Source organism: Microlunatus sp. YIM B11417, assembly GCF_059617205.1.
In genome coordinates this window covers 191,269-207,802 of sequence record NZ_JCAMPJ010000007.1, presented here as the reverse complement: position 1 = coordinate 207,802, position 16,534 = coordinate 191,269, and the positions used below count along the sequence as shown (strand labels likewise).

Below are 16,534 nucleotides of genomic sequence, written 5' to 3'. Positions count from 1 at the left end.
TCGCGGCTGCGGTAGAAAGGATTCGTGGACCATCAGACCGCGAGCGCCGAGATCGACCTCGCCGCGATCCGGCGCAACGTCAGCACGCTGCGCGAACTGGTCGCGCCGGCGGCGGTGATGGTCGTGGTCAAGGCCGACGGGTACGGGCACGGCATGGTCCCCGCTGCCCAGGCGGCTCGCGCCGCGGGCGCCGACTGGATCGGCGCCGCGATCCCCGACGAGGCGCTCGGGCTGCGCGCCGCCGGCGACACCGGCCGGGTGCTCTGCTGGCTGTACGGCCCCGACGAGGACCTGACACCGCTGGTCGCCGCCGACGTCGACGTCTCGGTCCAGTCCACCGACCAGCTGGCCCGGGTCGCCGCGGCCGCCGAGTCGACCGGCCACACCGCGCGGATCCATCTCAAGATCGACACCGGGCTGACCCGGAACGGCTGCGACGCCGCCGACTGGCCGGCCCTCTGCGCCGCCGCCCGGACCGCCCAGGACCGGGGCGGGGTCGAGGTCGTCGCGGTCTGGTCCCACCTGGCCGCCGCCGACGAGCCCGGGCACCCGTCGGTCCCGCTGCAGCAGCAGGCCTTCGACGCCGCGTACCAGGAGGCGCGCGCGGCCGGTCTCGACCCGCAGCGGCATCTGGCCAACTCGGCCGGCGCGATGATCCTGCCGGACACCCGGTTCGACCTGGTCCGGATCGGCATCGCCGCGTACGGCATCGACCCGGCCCCCGGCCTCGCCGCCCTGGCCGGGATCACGCTCACTCCGGCCATGACGCTGCGGGCCCAGCTGGCCAACGTCCACCCGATCGGGCCCGGCGTCTCGATCTCGTACGGCTGCCGCTGGACCTCCACCGAGGACACGGTGGTCGGCCTGGTGCCGCTCGGCTACGGCGATGGGGTGCCCAGGCACGGTACCAACCGGATCGAGGTCGAGGTGGCCGGCCGACGGGCCCCGAACCGGGGCACGATCTGCATGGACCAGTTCGTCGTCGACCTCGGCCCGGACGGCGGCAAGCTCGGCGACGAGGCGGTGTTGTTCGGGCCCGGTACGGCCGGCGAGCCGACCGCCGAGGACTGGGCCGCCTGGTGCGGCACCATTGCGTACGAGATCGTCACCAGGATCGGCGCCCGGGTGCCGCGGCGCTATCGGAACGGTACCGACTGATGCCCAAGCCACGCCCGCAACCGAAGCCGCGTCCGGACCCCGCCCCGGCCCGTCGCGCCGCGACCCCGCCCGCCCGGTCCGGGATCGGGATCGGCGAGGGCCTCGGCCTGCTGGCCGGCTTCGCCGCGCTGGCCGCCGGCGGGATCGCCGCCGGACTGGAACTGGAGCGCCGGTTCGTCAGCAAGCGGATCCACCGTCGCTCCGACCGCGCCGACGAGGACTTCTTCGGGCTGCGCTCCGACGGCCCGATCCTGACCACGGCCGACGGCGTACTGCTGCACACCGAGATCGACGAGCCCGAGCAGGACGATCCGGACCGGCCGACGCTGGTCTTCGTGCACGGGTACGCGCTCAGCCTGGACTGCTGGCACTTCCAGCGGAAGTACTTCCGCGGCCGCTACCGCCAGGTCTTCTACGACCAGCGTTCGCACGGCCGCTCCGGCCGGTCCGACCCGGAGCGCTGCCGGATCCCGCAGCTCGCCGATGATCTTGCCGAGGTGCTGGACGAACTGGCCGGCGACCGGCCGGTGATCCTGATCGGCCACTCGATGGGCGGCATGACGATCATGGAACTGGCCGCGACCCGGCCGGAATGGTTCGGCAGCCGGGTCCGCGGCGTGGCGCTGTTCGCCACGTCGGCGGGGGAGATGGCCGACCACTCGCCGATCCGGGCCCTGCCCGGCCGGGCCTTCTCCCGGATCGCGCCGCCGCTGATGGCGACCCTGAACCGGATCCCGGAACTGGTCGAGAAGGGCCGCCAGGCCGGTTCCGACATCGGCTACGTGGTGACCCGCCGGATGGCCTTCGGTTCCGCCGACCCGCCGGTCTCCTGGATCGAGTTCGTCAGCGAGATGCTCGGCCGCACGCCGCTCGAGGTGGTCGCCGACTTCTATCCGGCGTTCGCCGAACTCGACGAGTACGAAGCGCTCCGGGTGCTCCGGCGGATCCCGACCGCGGTGGTCGGCGGCGTGGACGACGTGATCACCCCGATCGAGCACACCGACAAGATCATCGCGCTGCTGCCCGACGCCGAGGCGCACCGGCTGGAACGCTGCGGCCACCTCGGCATCATCGACCGGCACGCCGAGATCAACCCGGTGCTGGACCGGTTGATCGCCCGATCCCAGGAGCCCACCGATCTTGATCAGGCCCGCGCTCTTGATCAAGAACGCACAGGTGATCAGGAACCGGGCCGGTAAGCGGCGCCGAACGGCGCGACGGCCCCGATGAGCACAGCCGAGGACCGGCGGACCGGCCTGATCCGCAGCGTCGGCCGGACCGGCTCCGCCCGGCTGACCGAGCTGGCCGACGAGTTCGGTGTCTCGATCGCCACCATCCGGCGTGACGTCGAGGAACTGCGCCGGCGCGGCCGGCTGCGTCGCCGGCACGGCTCGGTGGAGCTCGAACCGCACTCGGCGGGCCGGCGGTCGGTGCGGCCGGCGACGATCGGGATGATGCACTCCGACAACCGCTACCTGGCCCTGATCGCCCAGGCCGCCCGGCGCGAGGCCGAACGCCGTGATCACCGGTTCCTGATCGAGCCGGTGGAGACCCAGGCCGACGCGGACCGGGCCGCCCGGGCCTTGACCAAGGCCGGGTGTCTCGGGCTGATCTATGCGCCGCAGTGGCGCAGCGAGGCCGAGCTGGCAGAGCCGACGCCCTGGCTGGACCGGCTGACCGTGCCGGTCGTGCTCGGCGGCCGGGACGTCGATCCCGAGCATCCGCTGTTCCGGCTGGACTCGGTGATCGCCGACCACGCGTATGGCATGCGTCTCGGTCTTGATCATCTTCAGCTGCTGGGCCACCGCCGGATCGTGGCGACGATCCACGACGAGTCGCCGCCGGGCCGACTGCTCCGCCGCTACTTCGTCGACCAGCTCGACCGACGCGGCCTGCCGCAGCTGTTGCCGCCGATGCTGACCCCGCCGCGGCCCAGTCCGGCGGCGCTGGCCCCGATGGTCGACTCCGTGATCATGGCCGAGGCCTCGGCGATCGTCGTGCACACCGACTCCACCGCGCAGGCGCTGGTGCCACTGCTCCGGCGGGCCGGGAGGCGGGTGCCGGAGGACGTGTCGGTGCTGGCGTACGACGACATCGTGACCCCGGGGCCGGACCTGGCGCTGACCTCGATCTCGCCGCCGAAGCACGAGCTCGGCATCGAGGCGGTTGCGCTGCTGCTGCGGCGGCACCGGGTCCGCAGCGCCGGCCTGGACCCGCCACCGGTGGCGCACGTACGGCTGCTCCCGGTGCTGGTGGTACGGACCTCGACCGGCCCCGCTCCCCGTACTCGTTGAGCGATTTGAGCGATCTGGCTCCCGTCGACCGGCCCGGCGTCCTTAGCGTCGGCTCGTGGTGATCACTCGGTTCATGATCACCGGTTCGGTCCGACGGCGAGGAGGCCGCAGATGACACCCGCACCCGAGATCACCCGTCGCGTCCTGCTCGGTGGCGCCGCCGGACTCGCCACGGCCTCGGCCGGTGGCCTGCTGGCCGGCTGTGGCAACAGCGGCGACGCCCCGGGCACGGCTTCGGGACCGGTCCCGTTGCCGGTCACCCAGCCGTACGACGGCGCCGTGCCCGACCTGAAGGGCACCGCCTCGGGCATCCCGGACGGCTACCTCGGCTATCCGGCCGATCCGGCGGCCTCGGTGGCGGAGCGGCCCGGCGCCGGCGGGCCGGTGGTGGCCCTGCTCAGCAGCTACGCGGTCACGCCGACCTCGGCCCCGGCGAACAGGTACCTGGCCGAGCTGAACACCAGGCTGAACGCCGAACTGCGGCTGCAGGTGGTGCCCGCGCCGGACTACGAGGCGAAGCTCGCGACGACGGTCACCGGCAACCAGTTGCCCGACCTGCTGGAGATGCTGCCGACCCAGCCGCAGCTGCCGCAGCTGTTGAAGGCGGTCGCGGCCGACCTGACCGGTCACCTGTCCGGCGAGTCGATCAAGGACTACCCGAACCTCGCCGCCTTCGCGCCGGACATGTGGCGGACGACGATCTTCGGCGGCAGGATCTACGGGCTGCCGGTGCCGCGGCCGATCCAGTCCGGCGTGCCGTTCATCCGGACCGACCTGTTCCAGCAGCGTGGGCTGAATCCTGATCCGCGGAGCTGGTCGGAGTTCCGTGATCTCTGCGCCGCGCTCACCGCGCCGAAGGAGTCCCGGTACGCCCTCAGTCTGCCGCCGATGGCCTATCTCAACGGAGCCCTCGGCGGAATCAACGAGTGGGGCGAGGTGGACGGCCGGTTGGTCCGCTGGCAGGAGACCGAGCAGTACCGGCAGGCGCTGAGCTGGGTGGCCGAACTGGCCAAGGCCGGCTTCCTGCACCCGGACGCGTTCGCCGCCAACGCGACGGTGCTCGGCAAGCAGCGGCTCGTCGGCGGCCAGATCGGGATCCATCCGGACGGCTACTCGGCCTGGGGATCGCTGGCCCGGTTCCTGCCCGAGGGCCGGCAGGAGGTGATCGGCGGGCTCACCGTGCGTGGCTTCGAGGGTGCGACGCCGACGTACGCGATCGGCGCCGGGTCGACCAATTTCACGGTCCTGACCAAGGCCGACGACGACCGGATCGTGGAGCTGCTCAAGATCATGAACTTCCTGGCGGCACCGTTCGGCTCGGCGGAGTTCCTCTATCGCAAGTACGGCAACGCCGGTGATCAGCACACCGCCGAGGGCGACAACCCGGTGCTGACCAAGCGCGGCACCGACGAGATCACCCCGGTCACCGAGGCGCTGGACTATCACCTGGCGGACGGGGTCAAGGTGGCCTACGAAGGGTCGCTGACCAAGATCACCCAGGCCAAGTATGACTTCGCGCGGCAGGCTGAGCCCGGCTATCGGCGCAGCGCCGTGATCGGCCTGTACTCGGAGACGCAGGCCCGCACCGGCAACACGTTCGGCAAGACCTTGACCGACCTGCAGAACGGCGTGATCACCGGACGGAAGACGCTCGATGATCTTGCTGACGCACTGCGTACCTGGAATTCCGGCGACGGCCAGAAGATCAAGGCCGAGTTCGCCGCGGCCCGAGCCGATCAGTAGATCATGATCACGACGAGAGGGAATCTTCGCGCATGCCCCGGTACCGGCACGACCTGACCGAGTTCATCGACTTCCTGCGGGATTGGCTGGCCGGCTACAACCTGGGCGAACCGGGCCGCTACACCCGTCACCTCCGCCGGGAGGGGTACGACAGCGCTGCCGCGGACGCCTACGGCTGCGCCGATGCGGCGAATCTGCTGGCCATGATCGGCGAGCTGCCGTACCGGGCCGAGGAACGGGCGGCCTGGGTGCACAGTCTGCAGAGCTTCCAGCGGCCGGACGGCGAGTTCGTCGACGAGAGCCACTCGCGCTACCACACCACCGCCCACGTGACGGCTGCCCTGGAACTGTTCGATGCGCGACCCCTGCATCGGTTGGAGTTCCTGGCCGAGCTGGCCGACCATGATCGACTGCGGCAGTTCCTGGACCGGCTCGACTGGGATCATCCCTGGCCGGCCTCCCATGACGCGGCCGGTGCGGCGTCCGCGTTGGCGATCACGGGCGAGGTCGGGCCGGACTGGTTCGAGGCCTACTTCGACTGGTTCGACGCCGAGGTCGATCCGGCGACCGGCCTGTGGCGACGTGGCCGGATGCTGCCGGCCGACACCTGGCCCGGCTTCTTCGCGAACCTGGGCGGCTCGTTCCACTATCACTTCGTCTACGACTATCTGAGGCAGCCGTGGCCGGCGGTGGACCGGTTGATCGACAGCTGCCTGATCCTGCTCCACGAATCGGCCGGCCGGTTCGCGCTGGACACGGTCGGCTTCGCCGAGATCGATTTGATCTTCTGCCTCAGCCGGGCCCGCCGGCAGACGGCGTATCGGTTCGACGAGGTGGGCGTCGCCCTGGACCTGCTGGTGGAACGGGTCGTCGCGCTGCTGACCGATCGGGCCTATCGGGATTCGGCCGCGTTCGACGACGTGCACTCGACGTTCGGTGCCGTCTGCGCGCTCGCCGAACTGCAGCGGGCGGTGCCCGGGTCGATCGGCACGCCGGTGCCGCTGCGCCTGGTGCTCGACCGGCGGCCGTTCATCTGATCATGGCCGGTAGTAGGCGCCGACCAGGCCGCTGAGCTCCCGCCAGCCGAGGCTGCGATAGAGCTCCCGGCCCTCGGTCGTCGCCGACAGCACGGCGGTCCGGGCTCCGCTGTCGTACGCGAGCCGCTGCAGTTCGCCCATCACCGCGCGACCGAGGCCGCGGCGCCGGTGCGCCTCCTCGGTGACGATCCGGTCCGGCACCGCGTAGGGCCGGACCAGTCCGGCCTGGCCGGAGGCCGCGAGCTCGCCGGACCGGTCCACCACGCGCACCATGATCAACTCGGGCTCCGCGGTCACCTCGAGCCGGTAGCCGTCCGGCACTGTCGCTGGCTGCTCCGGCTCGAGGTCGCGGGCCATGAACCAGCCGAGGTCGTCCTCGACCCAGCCCGGCCCGAACCGCGGCATCCACTCCTTCGGGTCACCGGCGAACTTCACGCACCCGGACTCCGGCACCGGCCCGGCCAGGATCTCGGCCAGCCGCTCCGGGTCGGACTCGGTCAGCACCCACCGGCACGCCTCCCGCTCGGTCCCCGTCCGGATGAACCAACCCCCGTCGACCGCCTCGGCCGAAGGCGGGCGCCGTGACTTGATCCACCCGGTCACCCAGGCCTCGACGAACCACATGCGCCGGACCCTAACCCCGACTGCCGACACAGGAGATCGCCGAGTGTGGAGTTGGGTACCACCGAGATCGATTTCGACGGTTCGTTTCGTCACACTCGGTGAGTACGGCCCCGCTGCGGAGACGCCGGATTCGTGGGGAAGCGGGTCAGGTTGCTAGAGTGGGGGTCTCCCCGGGACGATTTCCGCTCCTGGGCCATGCGTCCGCCGAGCGCGGACCACCGGTTCTCTCTTCTTCGTGCCCCTGTGGTCGATCGATCGTGTGAGCGAACCGAGCGATCGCCCGCCTATGGGCAGAGAAGTGAGCAGCATCAAGATGTCGAGCACTGCCGCGGGTTCCCGCGCGCGCCCGAAGTCAGCCAAGAACCTCAAGACCAAGAAGGACCGCTGGACCGCCAAGGAGCGGGCCGAACGCGGCCGCCGGCCGAGCCGCCGGCCGGAGCGGGACCAGGGCTTCCGCAGCGAGCGGACCCGGGACGACCGGACCGGCCGCGACGACAACGCTCGCCCGGACAAGTTCCAGGGCGACCGCAAGAGCAACGATCGGTTCCGCGAGGAACGTACCCGCGACGACCGTCCCCAGGGCAGCTGGTCCCGGGACGACCGCGATCGCGGCGACCGCTTCCGGAACAACAGCGACGATCGTCCCCGCGACGATCGCGGCCGCGGCGACCGGTTCCGGGACGACCGGGGCCGTGACGATCGCGGCGGGCGCCGGGACGACCGGTCCGGTGGCGATCGGTTCCGCCGGGACGACCGTCCCCGCAACGACCGCGCCCGCGACGACCGGCGGCCCTTCGACCGCCAGCGCGACGACCGCCGGCGCGACAACCGCTTCGGCGACGATCGCCCCCGCAACGATCGCTTCGGCGATGACCGTCCTCGCAACGACCGGTTCGGTGACGAGCGCCGCCGGGACGACCGGCCGCGCGGTGACCGTTTCCGCGACGACCGCCCGCGCGACGATCGCTCCCGCGACTACCGGTTCGGCGACAACCGGTTCGGCGAGAATCGCTCGCGGCGTGACGATGCCCCTGGCGACCGCTACGGCAACACCCGCGGGCCCCGCCATGATCGCTTCGGCGACCGGGAGCGCCCGGCTCGCCCCGCCGACGAGGCCGACCAGGACCTGATGACCTGGTCCGGTCCCGAGGAGACCGCCGAGGCCGACGCCAGCGGTTCGGGCTTCGCCGACTTCGGGCTGCCGGAGCCGCTGCTCGGCGTTCTGGCCGGCGCCGGGATCAAGGACCCGTTCCCGATCCAGGCGGCGACCATCCCCGACGCGCTGGCCGGCCGGGACGTGCTCGGCCGCGCCCAGACCGGGTCCGGCAAGACGCTCGGCTTCGGCCTGCCGCTGCTGGCCCGTCTCGCCGGTACGTCCTCGCGGCAGCCCCGTGGCCTGATCCTGGTCCCGACCCGTGAGCTGGCGCTGCAGGTGGCGGATGCCATCGCGCCGCTGGCCAAGTCGGTCGGCCTCTCGGTCACGCTGATCGCCGGCGGCATGCCGTACGGGCCTCAGCGGCGTGCCTTCGAACAGGGCGTCGACGTGATCGTCGCCACCCCCGGGCGTCTGATCGACCTGCTCGACCAGGCCATCTGCGACCTCAGCAAGATCCAGATCACGGTCCTCGACGAGGCCGATCACATGGCCGACCTCGGCTTCCTGCCCGCGGTGACGACCCTGCTCGACACGGTGCCGGCGGGCGGCCAGCGGCTGCTCTTCTCGGCCACCCTGGACTCGGGCATCAACCGGCTGGTCCGGACCTACCTGTCCGACCCGGCCACTCACCAGGTCGATTCCGACCGGGCCAGCGTCGCGACGATGAGCCATCACGTCGTGCACGTCCAGCCGAAGGACAAGACGGTGCTGACGGCCGAACTCGCGGCTCGCAAGGGTCGTACGGTGATCTTCGTCCGGACCCAGCGGGCGGCCGACCGGATCGCCGGTCAGTTGCGCGAGGCTGGGGTGACCGCCGGTGCGCTGCACGGCGGCCTGACCCAGGGCGCCCGGACCCGGATCCTGGCCGCGTTCAAGGAGGGCCGGGTCCCCGCGCTGGTGGCGACCGACGTCGCCGCGCGCGGCATCCACGTCGACGACGTGGGCCTGGTGCTCCAGGTCGACCCGCCGAACGGCCCGAAGGAATACCTGCACCGGGCCGGCCGGACCGCCCGCGCCGGTGGCAGCGGAGCCGTGGTCACCCTGGCTCTGCCGCACCAGCGCCGCGAGCTCGATCGGCTCACCCGGCAGGCCGGCGTGAGCGCCACGCCGGTGGTCGGCGAGTCCGGCGATCCGGCCCTGGCCGACGCGACCGGCGCCCGGACCCCGTCCGGCGAGCCGATCAGCGACGCCGACTACCAGCGTCTGATCAGCCCGCCGAAGCCGCCGCGCGGCGCGGGCCGTTCGGGGCAGCGTCCGTTCCGTGGCCGCCAGGGATCCGGGGGCCGCAAGGGCTTCGGCGATCGGCGGGGTTCCGGGGACCGACGCCGCCCGCGCCCAGACGATGCGGCCGCACTACGATGACCGCTGGTGAACGCATCCGTACCTGAACTCGAACTCCGGCAGGCCGATCCCGAGGACGCCGCCGGAATGGTCGAGGTCATCCATGCCGCCTTCGGGGCCCGGCCGCCGCTCGACCCGCCGTCCACGGCGATCGACGAGACGCCGGCCACGGTCGCCGAGGCGCTGCGTCGCGGCGTCGGGGTGTACGCCACCGTGGCCCAGAAGCCGGCCGGCGTGATCTTGATCGGCGGTACGGTCGGGCAGCGGGCCAGCCTGCAACGGGTCTCGGTGCATCCGGCGTTCCAGCGCCACGGCGTCGCGTCGGCCATGGTGCGCGCCGCCGAGGAACTGGCCGCGGCCGAGGGCCATACCGAGGTGGAGCTGTTCGCCCGGGCCGAGTTCCCCGAGCTGATCGAGTTCTGGCGGCATCGCGGTTACCGGGTCGAGCGGGAGGCGCCGCACGGCGTCTACCTGATCAAGCCGCTGCCGGTCGTGATCATGGTCCCGGACGCCGACGCCATGCAGGCGCTGGGCCGCCGGCTGGCCGGTCTGCTGCAGGCCGGCGACGTGATCATCGCCTCCGGCGAACTGGGTGCCGGCAAGACCACACTGACCCAGGGCGTCGGGCAGGGCCTGGACAGCCAGGGCCCGATCATCTCGCCGACCTTCGTGATCTCCCGGATCCACCCGTCCGGGTCCGGCGGGCCCGACCTGGTGCACGTCGACGCGTACCGGATCGGCGGCGAGGACGAGCTCGATGATCTTGATCTGGACTCCCGGGTGGCCGACTCGGTGACCTTGATCGAATGGGGCGAGGGGCTGGCCGAAAGGCTGTCCACCGAGCGGCTGGAGATCGGGATCCACCGGCCGCCCGGCACCGACACCAGGACCGTGCTGCTGCGCGGCATCGGGACGCGCTGGGACGACGCCGACCTGACGGCGCTGCGGGAAGGGGCGAGTGATGCCGACTGAGGCGTACGTGCTCGGGATCGACACGTCGACCGTCGCGACGGTCGGTCTGGCCCGCGGCGGTACGGTGCTCGGCCGCGCCACCGCCCCGGACCGGATGAAGCACGCCGAGCAGTTGATCGGCCTGGTCGACCAGGTCTGCGCCGAGGCCGGGATCGATCCGCGGGACCGGGCCGTGGAACGGCGGCTCGTGGTCGGCGTCGGCCCGGGCCCGTTCACCGGCCTCCGGGTCGGGATCGTCACCGCCCGCACGCTCGGCCTCACTCTCGGCATCGAGGTCCGTGGCGTCTGCAGTCTGGACGTGCTGGCCGCCCAGGCCGTCGCCGACGCCGCACCGGCCGGCGAGTTCGTGATCGCCACCGACGCCCGGCGCCGCGAGGTCTACTGGGCCCGCTACGACACGGCCGGCCGGCGGCTGGCCGGACCGGACGTCGGCCCGCCCGACAATGTGCCGGAACTGCCCTGCTACGGCCCGGCGACCGCGGTCTATCCGGACCGGCTGAACAGCGCCGGACCTGAGTTGATCTTGGACGGCGGGACCCTGGCCGGGACCGGACCGGAGCTGCCCGACGTCGGCCTGGAACCCTTGTATCTCAGGCGTCCCGACGCCGTCGAGCCGTCCCGGCCGAAGTCGGTGCTGGCCACCAACCGGAGGCGCTCGTGATGATCACGATCAGCCCGGCGGGACCGGCCGACCTGGCCGCGATCATGGATCTGGAGCGGGCCGGCTTCGACTCCGGCGAGCAGTGGGGCGAGGCGAGCTGGCGGGACGAACTGTCCGGCGACGGCCGGACCGTGCTGACGGCCGCCGACGATCAGGCCCTCCTCGGCGTGATCACCCTGCGTGCCACGGGTGAGCTCGCCGATCTGCACCGGATCGTCGTCGCCGATGATCATCGCCGGCAGGGGATCGGACGCCGCCTGCTGGACGCGGGCCTGGCGGCGGTCCGCGAGCTCGGGGTGCGGTCGGTGCTGGCCGAGGTCCGCTTCGACAACGAGGCGGCGATCGGGCTCTACCAGCGCAACGGCTTCGAGCAGCTCGGCGCCCGCCCCGACTACTACGGACCCGGCCGGCACGCGTTGATCCTGAAGCGGTACGACCTCGACCTCGACCCTGGAGCGTCATGATGAGTGGCCCGTTGATCCTGGGCATCGAGACCTCTTGCGACGAGACCGGTGTCGGCATCGTGCGGGGCCACGAACTGCTGGCCAACGAGGTCGCCTCCAGCGTCGAGGAGCACGTCCGGTTCGGCGGCGTGGTGCCCGAGGTGGCCAGCCGGGCCCACCTGGAGGCGATGCTGCCGACGCTCGAGCGGGCCTGCGCGACGGCCGACGTCGACCTGACCGAGATCGACGCGATCGCGGTCACCGCAGGCCCCGGCCTGGTTGGTGCGCTGGTGGTCGGGTTGTCCTCGGCCAAGGCGCTGGCGTACGCGCTGAACAAGCCGCTGTACGGCGTCAACCACCTGGCCGGGCACGTCGCGGTCGACCTGCTCGATCATGGTGAGCTGCCGAGCCCGTGTGCCGCCTTGCTGGTGTCCGGCGGACACACGTCGCTGCTCACCGTCGAGGACATGGCCAGCAAGATCACCGAGCTCGGCTCGACGATCGACGACGCGGCGGGGGAGGCGTACGACAAGGTGGCTCGGCTGATCGGGCTGCCGTACCCCGGCGGGCCGCACATCGACCGCGCGGCGGCCGACGGCGATCCGACCGCGATCGCGTTCCCGCGCGGGCTCAGCACCAACCGCGATCTGATCAAGCACCGGTTCGACTTCTCCTTCTCCGGTTTGAAGACCGCGGTCGCCCGCTGGGTCGAGGAGCGCCGGCTGGCCGGGCAGGACGTACCCGTCGCCGACGTCGCGGCGAGCTTCCAGGAAGCCGTCTGCGACGTGCTGTCGGCCAAGGCGATGGACGCCTGCCGAGCGACCGGCGCCACCGACCTGCTGATCGGCGGCGGGGTCGCGGCCAACGGCCGGCTGCGGGCTCTGCTCGCCGAGCGGGCCGCCGAGAACAAGATCACGTTGCGTACCCCGCGACCCGCCCTGTGCACCGACAACGGCGCGATGATCGCCGCCCTCGGCGCCGAGGTGGTGAGCCGCGGGCTGCGGCCGTCCGGCCTCGATCTCGGTGCCGACCCGGGTCTGCCGGTGTCGACGATCGTCGTCTGATCATGGACGCGGCGACGGCGACGGCGCTGACCACCATCGAGGGCGCGGCCGCGATCGAACTGGCGATGGAGCAGGACGACCCGGACAGTCTGGCGGCCGCAACCGCCCTGCGCCGGGCGTTCCGGCCCGACCTGGCCGCCGCCGCGCTGACCCAGGCGTCGCTGTGGCGGGCCGCTCGGCCGAAGCTCGGCGAACTGCTGGATCTGCTGCCCGGTGGGCTGCTGCTGTCGCCGGACGGGCTGCAGCAGGCGTCCCGGGTCGACGTCTCCGGCCACCACGCCGACCGGTTCACCGCGGCCGGAACCCTACGCGTGTTCGATCTGGGCTGCGGCATCGGAGCCGACGCGATCGCCTTCCTGCTGGCCGGGATCTCGGTCGTTGCGGTGGAACGGGACCCGGCGACGGCGATCCTGGCCCGGCACAATCTTGATCTTGCCCGCCGGGTGGCCGACGCCGAGGACCTGACCGCCGAGGTGATCATCGCCGACGTCACCGAGGGCGCGGTCCGGCCCGGTCCGGAGGACGGCGTCTTCCTCGATCCGGCCCGCCGCAACGCCGGCCGCCGGGTCTGGAACCCGGACGACTTCAGCCCGCCGTGGGACTTCGCCGCGGAACTGCTGCGGCGCCCCGGCGCGACCGGGATCAAGCTCGGCCCCGGCCTGCCGCACGACCGGATCGACGACTCGGTCGAGGCCGAATGGCTCAGCTCGGGCGGCGAGGCGGTCGAGCTCGGCCTGTGGAATGGGCCGGGCACCGCGCCCGGCCGCTGGTCGGCGTTGATCATGCCCGAGACCAGGATCGTCCGCGAGCCGGTCCAACTGCCCGTGTCCGGACCGCTCCGGTACGTCTACGAACCGATCGGAGCCGTGATCAGGTCCCGCGCGATCGGTACCGTCGGCATGATGCTCGGCGCCTCCCTGCTCGATCCGCAGGTCGCCTACCTGACCTCGGACGAACTGATCGACACGCCCACTGCCGCGGCCTTCGAAGTGATCAAGGAACTGCCGTACAGCGAGAAGGTGCTCCGGGCCTGGGTCCGCGACAACGGCATCGGCACGCTGGAGATCAAGCAGCGCGGGATCAGCCTGGACCCGGCCCTGCTCCGGGTCCGCCTGAAGCCCCGCGGCCCCGCCTCGGCCACGCTGTTGATCACCCGAACCCCCTCCGGCGCCCGCGCCCTGCACGTCCGTCGCGTCTGACCGCGCTCCAACGCCCGCCCGTCGGCTGCGGAGAGGGTGAGATCGCGCGACGGCGGAGGGCGAGGTCGCTGCTGCGGGTGAGGTGAAGCCGGTGGGCCGTGATGTCCGTGGAGGCGACGGAGGGCTGGTGGTCGGCGGCGCCGCCCGCTATCGTCTCTGCCACGTGGCAGAACCCAGGGGTAGGGAGATGATCATGGATCGACGTCGATCGTGGAAGCGTGCTTGGCTGGCCGGGTTGCTGACCGTGGCCGGGCTGCTGCTCGGGTCGGTGGTGCCGGCCTCCGCGGGTACGCCGGAGCCGCCCGAACCGGTGTTCGCCGGCACGGTCGCCGCCGATCCGGGGGTGATCTTCGCCGACGGCGCCTACTACGCCTTCACGACGGGCGCCGGTGCTCCGTACCTGAAGGCGCCGACGCCCGCCGGCCCGTGGCAGGCCATGGGCCCGGCGCTGACCGGGACCGGCGGCTGGGCGCTGGATGCGCCGATCTGGGCGCCGGACGCGGTCCATGTCGGCGGCGATCGGTACGTGCTCTACTACTCGGCCCGGGTCGACGGGCTGGCCGCGAACCAGCGCTGCATCGGCGTCGCCGTCTCCGAGACCGGGCCCGCGGGGCCGTACCAGCCGACCGACCGGCCGGTCAGTTGCCCGGCCGGTGCCCGCCGGCACGACAACGGCGAGTTGATCAACGCCAGTGATCAGCCGCCGACGCCCAATCCCGGCGACGGGCTGATCGACGCGTCGCCGATCCTGACCGAGGACGGCCGCAGATTCGTGCTGTACAAGACACAGCGGCCGAATCCGCTGACCACGCTGCGGATCGTCGAGGTGGACGCCGGCTGGACCACGGCGATCGCGCCGAGCGTCGAGTTGCAGCGGTACCAGGGCCAGATCGAGAACCCGGCGATGGTGCAGCGGGGTGGCAAGTTCGTCCTGTTCGCATCGAAGTACAACTACCTCAGCTGCGACTACGCGACCGTCTGGTGGCGCTCGAACTCCCCGACCGGCGGGTTCACCTCCGGCCCGGAGCGGAGCCTGCTGACGACGAAGAAGACCGGGGTCTGCGGTCCGGGCGGAGCTGACCCGACGCCGACCGGGACGCCCGGCGAATGGCGCCTGGTGCTGCACGGCTGGGTCTGCCCGGCGCTCTCCACCACGGCCTGTGCGGACGTGTTCCCGCTGCCGGCCGACAAGCGGCGCGTGATCTATGCGGCCACGCTCGGCTGGGGCGCGGACGGCGCGACCCCGGAGGTCAAGCGGTTCCTCGACCCCGCGTGATCATCGGGCCGGCCGTTCCGGGATGTCGATCATGCTGCGCAAGATCGAACTGGTCGACACCATGATCACGAACTCGGGCGGCCGGACCGGCCACCGGCCCGCGGTTGAGCGCCGCGGAGCGCGCCGGGATCGGCCCGTCCAGCCAGGCGGAGCGCGCCGGCTGCGGGACCGGGCGGGCAGCGTGTCGGGGTGTGATCACCGGTTCGGCTTGTTGTCGCGTTGACCTGGGGATACCCTGGCCGCGTAATGGATCGGCGCGTGCGTGCCCCGAGGCGAAGGAGGTGAGGACCATGAGTCCTGGTCAAAGTACCCAGCTCCGTCCTCAGACCGCCTCGGATCCGGCCACCAGCACGGGCGATTGATCAACTCGCCGCGATGCTGGACGTTCGGGTCTGCCGACGCAGCGGGAGTTCCCGATGTCCATTCTTCGGCTTTTCCGGGTTTCCAAGACCCTCACCCATCATGACGGCGCACTGATGCCCGACGACCTCGAACCGACGACCGAACGCCGTGGCGGTGTCGTCGACAACGCGATCTACGTGAACGGCGTCCGGACCAGCAGCCCGGCCAGCCTCGACGAGACGTACGAACTCCTCCGGGAGCGCCGCGGCCTGGCCTGGATCGGCCTGTACCGCCCGACCGAGGACGAGATCCATTCGGTGGCCAACGAGTTCGGCCTGCACGATCTCGCCGTGGAGGACGCGATCACCGCGCATCAGCGGCCGAAGCTGGAACGCTACGGTCACACGCTGTTCGCCGTGCTGCGGCCGGCCCGCTACCTGGACGACGTGGAGCGGGTCGAGTTCGGCGAACTGCACGTGTTCATCGGCCCCGAGTTCGTGGTCACCGTGCGCCACGCCGAGTCGCCGAACCTGGCCCACGTACGGCGTCGGCTGGAGGAGAACCCGGAGCTGCTCTGCCGGGGCCCCGAGGCGATCCTCTACGCGATCTTGGACCAGGTGGTCGACGAGTACGAGCCCGTCGTGGCCGGCCTGGAGAACGACATCGACGAGATCGAAGATCAACTTTTCAACACCGGCGACGAGACCGTGTCCCGACGGATCTACGAACTCTCCCGCGAGGTGATGGAGTTCCAGCGCGCCACCCGGCCGCTGCTCTCGATCCTGAACGCTCTGGAGCGCGGCTTCGAGAAGTACCGCGTCGACGTCGAACTGCAGCGCAACCTGCGCGACGTCCAAGATCACGTGATCAGGATCGTCGAGCGTGCGGACGCCTACCGCGCCCTGCTGCAGAACGCGCTGACCGTGCACGCGACGCTGGTCGGGCAACGGCAGAACGCCGAGATGCAGCACCTGACCGAGTCCAGCCTGGCGCAGAACGAGGAGGTCAAGAAGATCTCCGCCTGGGCCGCGATCCTGTTCGCGCCGACGCTCGTCGGGACGATCTACGGGATGAACTTCGACTATCTGCCGGGCTCCGACTGGATCTTCGGCTTCCCGGTCGCGATCCTCGCCACGCTCGCCACCGCGATCGTCCTCTACCTGGTCTTCAAGCGCCGCCGCTGGCTCTGACGCTCAGCAGATTGGTCTGGGATCGGTGGCGGGG

Annotated in this window: 16 protein-coding genes; 14 read left to right on the top strand and 2 right to left on the bottom strand. The window is 71.6% G+C overall.

Translation table 11 applies throughout. The features are described 5' to 3' along the window. Positions 1 to 24: 24 nt before the first annotated feature. The 5 genes from alr to AC6CCG_RS27265 all read left to right on the top strand — a co-directional run bounded on the left by alr (position 25) and on the right by AC6CCG_RS27265 (position 6,232). Entirely contained in the window at positions 25 to 1,158 is a 1,134-nt protein-coding gene (gene alr, locus AC6CCG_RS27285; protein ID WP_496657915.1) for an alanine racemase, read from the top strand. Then, positions 1,158 to 2,357, top strand: a complete 1,200-nt coding sequence (locus AC6CCG_RS27280; RefSeq protein ID WP_496657914.1) for an alpha/beta fold hydrolase — start codon at positions 1,158 to 1,160, stop codon at positions 2,355 to 2,357. Before alr ends, AC6CCG_RS27280 begins: the two co-directional genes overlap by 1 nt. Positions 2,358 to 2,384: 27 nt before the next feature. Beyond that, the gene (locus AC6CCG_RS27275; protein WP_496657913.1) at positions 2,385 to 3,452 is read left to right on the top strand and encodes a LacI family DNA-binding transcriptional regulator; all 1,068 of its coding nucleotides are present in this window, start codon (positions 2,385 to 2,387) and stop codon (positions 3,450 to 3,452) included. A 111-nt stretch (positions 3,453 to 3,563) separates the two neighbouring features. Then, the gene (locus tag AC6CCG_RS27270; protein ID WP_496657912.1) at positions 3,564 to 5,195 is read left to right on the top strand and encodes an extracellular solute-binding protein; all 1,632 of its coding nucleotides are present in this window, start codon (positions 3,564 to 3,566) and stop codon (positions 5,193 to 5,195) included. 32 nt (positions 5,196 to 5,227) lie between these two features. Continuing rightward, positions 5,228 to 6,232, top strand: coding sequence for a hypothetical protein (locus tag AC6CCG_RS27265; protein WP_496657911.1), 1,005 nt, complete (start codon positions 5,228 to 5,230; stop codon positions 6,230 to 6,232). Here AC6CCG_RS27265 and AC6CCG_RS27260 read toward each other — a convergent pair whose 3' ends face one another. Further along, positions 6,233 to 6,856: a GNAT family N-acetyltransferase gene (locus AC6CCG_RS27260; protein WP_496657910.1), complete on the bottom strand. Its 624-nt coding sequence runs from the start codon at positions 6,854 to 6,856 to the stop codon at positions 6,233 to 6,235. Between the two features lie 352 nt (positions 6,857 to 7,208). After that, on the bottom strand, positions 7,209 to 7,925 hold the full coding sequence (locus tag AC6CCG_RS27255) for a hypothetical protein (RefSeq protein ID WP_496657909.1): 717 nt from the start codon (positions 7,923 to 7,925) through the stop codon (positions 7,209 to 7,211). Positions 7,926 to 7,985: 60 nt separating this feature from the next. Between AC6CCG_RS27255 and AC6CCG_RS27250 the strand changes: the two genes are divergently transcribed. The 9 genes from AC6CCG_RS27250 (at position 7,986) to AC6CCG_RS27210 (ending at position 16,500) form a co-directional block, all read left to right on the top strand. Beyond that, entirely contained in the window at positions 7,986 to 9,374 is a 1,389-nt protein-coding gene (locus tag AC6CCG_RS27250) for a DEAD/DEAH box helicase (protein WP_496657908.1), read from the top strand. 6 nt (positions 9,375 to 9,380) lie between these two features. Next, a complete protein-coding gene (gene tsaE, locus AC6CCG_RS27245; protein ID WP_496657907.1) occupies positions 9,381 to 10,325 on the top strand; it encodes a tRNA (adenosine(37)-N6)-threonylcarbamoyltransferase complex ATPase subunit type 1 TsaE in 945 nt (314 codons plus the stop codon). After that, positions 10,315 to 10,986, top strand: a complete 672-nt coding sequence (tsaB, locus tag AC6CCG_RS27240) for a tRNA (adenosine(37)-N6)-threonylcarbamoyltransferase complex dimerization subunit type 1 TsaB (RefSeq protein WP_496657906.1) — start codon at positions 10,315 to 10,317, stop codon at positions 10,984 to 10,986. The genes tsaE and tsaB overlap by 11 nt, the downstream gene beginning before the upstream one ends. Continuing rightward, positions 10,986 to 11,450: a GNAT family N-acetyltransferase gene (locus AC6CCG_RS27235; RefSeq protein ID WP_496657905.1), complete on the top strand. Its 465-nt coding sequence runs from the start codon at positions 10,986 to 10,988 to the stop codon at positions 11,448 to 11,450. The genes tsaB and AC6CCG_RS27235 overlap by 1 nt, the downstream gene beginning before the upstream one ends. Beyond that, entirely contained in the window at positions 11,450 to 12,493 is a 1,044-nt protein-coding gene (gene tsaD, locus AC6CCG_RS27230) for a tRNA (adenosine(37)-N6)-threonylcarbamoyltransferase complex transferase subunit TsaD (protein WP_496657964.1), read from the top strand. The genes AC6CCG_RS27235 and tsaD overlap by 1 nt, the downstream gene beginning before the upstream one ends. A 2-nt stretch (positions 12,494 to 12,495) precedes the next feature. Continuing rightward, complete coding sequence (locus AC6CCG_RS27225; protein WP_496657904.1) at positions 12,496 to 13,692, top strand: THUMP-like domain-containing protein; 1,197 nt, start codon at positions 12,496 to 12,498, stop codon at positions 13,690 to 13,692. Between the two features lie 193 nt (positions 13,693 to 13,885). Continuing rightward, positions 13,886 to 14,968, top strand: coding sequence for a family 43 glycosylhydrolase (locus AC6CCG_RS27220; protein WP_496657903.1), 1,083 nt, complete (start codon positions 13,886 to 13,888; stop codon positions 14,966 to 14,968). A gap of 31 nt (positions 14,969 to 14,999) precedes the next feature. Continuing rightward, positions 15,000 to 15,191 (top strand): hypothetical protein, encoded by a 192-nt coding sequence (locus tag AC6CCG_RS27215; RefSeq protein ID WP_496657902.1) that lies wholly within the window; start codon positions 15,000 to 15,002, stop codon positions 15,189 to 15,191. Between the two features lie 193 nt (positions 15,192 to 15,384). Then, entirely contained in the window at positions 15,385 to 16,500 is a 1,116-nt protein-coding gene (locus tag AC6CCG_RS27210) for a magnesium and cobalt transport protein CorA (RefSeq protein WP_496657901.1), read from the top strand. The last annotated feature ends 34 nt before the right edge of the window (positions 16,501 to 16,534 follow it).

Excerpts from the sequence above, each read along its gene's own strand:
- AC6CCG_RS27280 (WP_496657914.1), top strand. The coding sequence starts at position 1,158 with ATGCCCAAGCCACGCCCGCAACCGAAGCCGCGTCCGGACCCCGCCCCG.
- AC6CCG_RS27275 (WP_496657913.1), top strand. The coding sequence starts at position 2,385 with ATGAGCACAGCCGAGGACCGGCGGACCGGCCTGATCCGCAGCGTCGGC.
- AC6CCG_RS27270 (WP_496657912.1), top strand. The coding sequence starts at position 3,564 with ATGACACCCGCACCCGAGATCACCCGTCGCGTCCTGCTCGGTGGCGCC.
- AC6CCG_RS27265 (WP_496657911.1), top strand. The coding sequence starts at position 5,228 with ATGCCCCGGTACCGGCACGACCTGACCGAGTTCATCGACTTCCTGCGG.
- AC6CCG_RS27260 (WP_496657910.1), bottom strand. The coding sequence starts at position 6,856 with ATGTGGTTCGTCGAGGCCTGGGTGACCGGGTGGATCAAGTCACGGCGC.
- AC6CCG_RS27255 (WP_496657909.1), bottom strand. The coding sequence starts at position 7,925 with ATGGCGGGGCCCGCGGGTGTTGCCGTAGCGGTCGCCAGGGGCATCGTC.
- AC6CCG_RS27250 (WP_496657908.1), top strand. The coding sequence starts at position 7,986 with ATGACCTGGTCCGGTCCCGAGGAGACCGCCGAGGCCGACGCCAGCGGT.
- tsaB (WP_496657906.1), top strand. The coding sequence starts at position 10,315 with ATGCCGACTGAGGCGTACGTGCTCGGGATCGACACGTCGACCGTCGCG.
- AC6CCG_RS27235 (WP_496657905.1), top strand. The coding sequence starts at position 10,986 with ATGATCACGATCAGCCCGGCGGGACCGGCCGACCTGGCCGCGATCATG.
- tsaD (WP_496657964.1), top strand. The coding sequence starts at position 11,450 with ATGAGTGGCCCGTTGATCCTGGGCATCGAGACCTCTTGCGACGAGACC.
- AC6CCG_RS27225 (WP_496657904.1), top strand. The coding sequence starts at position 12,496 with ATGGACGCGGCGACGGCGACGGCGCTGACCACCATCGAGGGCGCGGCC.
- AC6CCG_RS27220 (WP_496657903.1), top strand. The coding sequence starts at position 13,886 with ATGGATCGACGTCGATCGTGGAAGCGTGCTTGGCTGGCCGGGTTGCTG.
- AC6CCG_RS27215 (WP_496657902.1), top strand. The coding sequence starts at position 15,000 with ATGCTGCGCAAGATCGAACTGGTCGACACCATGATCACGAACTCGGGC.
- AC6CCG_RS27210 (WP_496657901.1), top strand. The coding sequence starts at position 15,385 with ATGTCCATTCTTCGGCTTTTCCGGGTTTCCAAGACCCTCACCCATCAT.